The sequence below is a fragment of the Planococcus sp. A6 genome, from assembly GCF_028823615.1.
Lineage (GTDB): Bacteria > Bacillota > Bacilli > Bacillales_A > Planococcaceae > Planococcus.
This window is the reverse complement of record NZ_JAPEHT010000210.1, coordinates 1-3,415: the sequence shown is the minus strand read 5'-3', so window position 1 is coordinate 3,415 and position 3,415 is coordinate 1. Positions and strand designations below refer to the sequence as shown.

Genomic DNA, 3,415 nt, shown 5'->3' with positions numbered 1-3,415 from the left:
ACGACTCCATTCTATTTCGCAATGGATTTATAGACTTCTTCGACACTCTCTAAAAACCCCTTCGCAAAATGCGAAGGGGTTTTTTATCAGTTCTTTTCCTGGCCGTCGTGGATGGCGAGCAGGCGTTGCTTCAAATCTTCTTCCATGCGGCCGATCTCTAGCTCTGCCGCTTTGCGGTTGCGGCGGCCTTCTGCCTGGATCTTCAATGTTTCTTCGATCGTTTCAAGCAAATTCTCCTGGGTCTGCTTCAAGGTTTCGATTTCGACGATGCCGCGCTCGTTTTCACGTGCGGTTTCGATCGAATTCATCTTGAGCATTTCCGAGTTTTTCAATAGCAGGTCGTTTGTGGTGGCGGTCACTTGTTTTTGCGCTTCGACCGCTTTCATCTGCTTGTTCAAGGTCAAAGCGATGGCAATCTGGTTTTTCCATAACGGAATGGATGTCATGATTGATGATTGGATTTTTTCTGCGAGCGTTTGGTTGGTCTGTTGGATCATGCGGATCTGCGGAGCGCTTTGGATGGTGATTTGGCGCGACAATTGCAAGTCATACAGGCGTTTTTCCAAGCGATCGACATACTGGACCATATCGTTCACTTCCTGATAGGCCATCTGGTCGTTGGATGCTTCCGCTTTCTTGCGCAGTGCCGGAATCGTTTCGTTCATGATTTCGTCCCGTTTGATTTCCGCTGCTGCGATATAGACGTTCAAAGCCTGAAAATAAGTCTTGTTCTGGTCGTATAATTGCTCGAGCATCTGGACATCTTCCAACAAGCCTCGTTTCGAATGGTCAAGTTGGATGCTGATGCGGTCGACTTGCGTGCTTAACTTCTGGTATTTGCTCATCATTTCCTGAACGGAATACTTCGCGCGGTTGAACACTTTGCGCAGCCCTTTTTGCTTTTTCTGCGTCAGTTCTTCCGGGTTTAGCTGTTCGAGCTTTTTCATGAGATCATGCAGCACATCGCCGACAGGGCCGATATCCTTTCGCTGTACATGATCGAGCATTTTATGCGAAAACTGGCTCAGCTGGTTTTGGGCATTGGCACCATATGTGAGGATGGCTTCGCGGTTGCCGGTCGGTATTTGCTTGGCCAATTCGCGTGCTTTTTCCTGTTCTTCGGCACTCAGGCGGTCGAGCAGCGCGACAGGCTGCCCATCCGTCTGCGCCAACTGTGTTTGCGAGGATGCTTCCTCCATGCCGAAAGGGGTTCCAAGAAGCTCATCCAACTCATTTCTCGTCTGATTGTTGGTCATTTTCCATGTCTCCTTTATGTTCGATTTGCTGTTGCTGGTCGATCGTTCTCGTATTGTGCTGGTCGACAGCGAGCCGCGCATAATCGAGTTCCATGCGCAATTGCTCAACGTCCGTAGACAGCACGCGCTTCAAGTCGGCTTCCATTACTTGCTGCAATGAACGAAGCATTTCACGCGTTTCCTGGAGCGCAATGCGCATCTCCATGTCTTTGACGGGCTGCCCGACCAATAATGTATATTTGCCGGTCAATTCGATGGCAGAATCCAGATGCGAATAGAAGAACGGTTCTGCCAAATAGAATTTACGCGGGTTTTGCTGGACAATAAGTAGAATTTTATTGGCGATTTTGACCATATCCATTAATTGCTTGAAAGAGGAAATGGAACGCACTTTATAATATTGGCTTTGCAAGGTTTTGATTTTTTCTTTGCCTTCCTTGATCTGCACGCGGATATTCCGGTATTCGCTTCTGGTCATGCCGAGCTGCTTGGAATCGCTCGACAGCTGGTATTGCTTCATCGACGTATTGCTGGCAAAATAGGTGCCGGCAGCAACTGCACCAGAAGCAAGCAGCCCGATTTCCGCGCCTAAATAAAGGATCGGAAACATAGCGGACATGAGAGGGAGGCTGACCGATTGTCTTTTAATGAAGTTTTCGATCGGCTTAATGGGTTTCATGCTTTAACCTCCTTAACGGCTACTAAACTATACGTGCGGCGCAGGAAAAAGTTTCATCGCGCGCGTCTCTATCCCTTATTTTACGTGAACGGGAGAGCCAATACAAACTTCCGGACCGTTAGCAGCCTGACACATTAGCGCTTTACAAATTCCCATTAATTTGGCATAATGCTTATAAGGATTTTTTAGAAAGCCAAAAAAATAGTTTGGAAAAAATTCAGAAAGTTTTTAGATTTGTTTGACTTTTATAGTCAATTTGATATAATTAAGGTAATTCAACATACGAACTTCCGCAACAGCTATTCACATATTCCCAAAAGTGATCAGCAAGTGTCGGTACTTTTGGGAATATGTGAATTTTTTTATGAAAGTTCGCATATTGAAAAATTTTTCTTACCACAGGAGGTAATTTAACATGCAAGAAGGTACAGTAAAATGGTTTAACTCAGAAAAAGGTTTTGGCTTCATCGAAGTTGAAGGCGGCGACGACGTATTCGTACACTTCTCAGCGATTCAAGGCGAAGGCTTTAAAACGCTTGACGAAGGACAGCGCGTAGAATTTGAAGTAGAGGAAGGCAACCGCGGACCTCAAGCTACTAACGTAACTAAACTTTAATTCTCCAATCCAAGAACTGCCGTAATGGCAGTTCTTTTTTGATGGATTTTTTCCTAGGCGGTTTCCATTGTTTAATCTTCCGTCTTAGTCGGGTATATCTAAATTAGAATACCAAGAATATTGAAGGGGGATTTATCCATGCAAGGAAAAGTCAAAGAATTTAATGACGACAAAGGATTCGGCTATATCGAAGGCGATACAGGCGAATTGTTCTATTTCGAAACGATCAACATCAATGAAGAGGGCTTCCGCCGCTTCATGCCGAACCAACACGTTGAATTTACCATTTACGACGGTGCTCCCGGCAAGGAACGGGTAGCGACGAACGTTACATTAGTCTTCTAATTGCCGGATGAAAGGGGAACGCATATGGGTAACGAATATTTAAAAAAGCCATTGCCAAGTGAAGAGAAACAACGCGATTTCTATCAAAAGCTTCGTGTCAGGGTACACAATTGGCTCGAGAGCAAATCATCAAAACTGGATTCCGCTGGCCAGTTCGTCTTATTTGCACCAGACCTTTTCCACTTATTGACCCGCTTGCTGCTGGACAGCCGGATCGATAAGAAAAGCAAAGCCTACGTCGGTGCTGGCGTGCTTTATTTCATGGCGCCGATTGATTTTCTCCCGGAAATTTTAGTCGGGCCGGGCGGGTTCATGGACGATGTCATCGTCGCAGTCTACGTCATCAACACGGTCTTGAACCGCTTCCCGAAAGAAGTCGTGACCGAGCATTGGGCGGGAGACGAAGATCTGTTGAAAGTGCTCAGCAAACTGGCGAATTCCGGTGACCGTTGGGCAGCGAAGTTGCCAGCCGGAAAAGCCGTTAAACGCTTCCTGAAATAAATCCAAAGCACAAAAAAG

The 3,415-nt window shown here is 46.1% G+C and carries 5 protein-coding genes; 3 read left to right on the top strand and 2 right to left on the bottom strand.

Annotated features, from left to right (window positions below; translation table 11 throughout):
- Positions 1 to 86 precede the first annotated feature (86 nt).
- A complete protein-coding gene (locus ON064_RS17715; RefSeq protein ID WP_407951629.1) occupies positions 87 to 1,310 on the bottom strand; it encodes a toxic anion resistance protein in 1,224 nt (407 codons plus the stop codon).
- Positions 1,231 to 1,935, bottom strand: a complete 705-nt coding sequence (locus ON064_RS17710; protein WP_121297494.1) for a 5-bromo-4-chloroindolyl phosphate hydrolysis family protein — start codon at positions 1,933 to 1,935, stop codon at positions 1,231 to 1,233. The genes ON064_RS17715 and ON064_RS17710 overlap by 80 nt, the downstream gene beginning before the upstream one ends.
- A 415-nt stretch (positions 1,936 to 2,350) precedes the next feature.
- Between ON064_RS17710 and ON064_RS17705 the strand changes: the two genes are divergently transcribed.
- From ON064_RS17705 to ON064_RS17695, 3 genes are all read left to right on the top strand, one after another.
- Entirely contained in the window at positions 2,351 to 2,551 is a 201-nt protein-coding gene (locus tag ON064_RS17705) for a cold-shock protein (RefSeq protein ID WP_033541967.1), read from the top strand.
- A 138-nt stretch (positions 2,552 to 2,689) separates the two neighbouring features.
- Positions 2,690 to 2,896, top strand: a complete 207-nt coding sequence (locus ON064_RS17700; RefSeq protein ID WP_121297493.1) for a cold-shock protein — start codon at positions 2,690 to 2,692, stop codon at positions 2,894 to 2,896.
- A gap of 24 nt (positions 2,897 to 2,920) precedes the next feature.
- A complete protein-coding gene (locus tag ON064_RS17695) occupies positions 2,921 to 3,397 on the top strand; it encodes a YkvA family protein (protein ID WP_058380661.1) in 477 nt (158 codons plus the stop codon).
- Positions 3,398 to 3,415 lie beyond the last annotated feature (18 nt).

Excerpts from the sequence above, each read along its gene's own strand:
- ON064_RS17700 (WP_121297493.1), top strand. The coding sequence starts at position 2,690 with ATGCAAGGAAAAGTCAAAGAATTTAATGACGACAAAGGATTCGGCTAT.
- ON064_RS17710 (WP_121297494.1), bottom strand. The coding sequence starts at position 1,935 with ATGAAACCCATTAAGCCGATCGAAAACTTCATTAAAAGACAATCGGTC.
- ON064_RS17705 (WP_033541967.1), top strand. The coding sequence starts at position 2,351 with ATGCAAGAAGGTACAGTAAAATGGTTTAACTCAGAAAAAGGTTTTGGC.
- ON064_RS17695 (WP_058380661.1), top strand. The coding sequence starts at position 2,921 with ATGGGTAACGAATATTTAAAAAAGCCATTGCCAAGTGAAGAGAAACAA.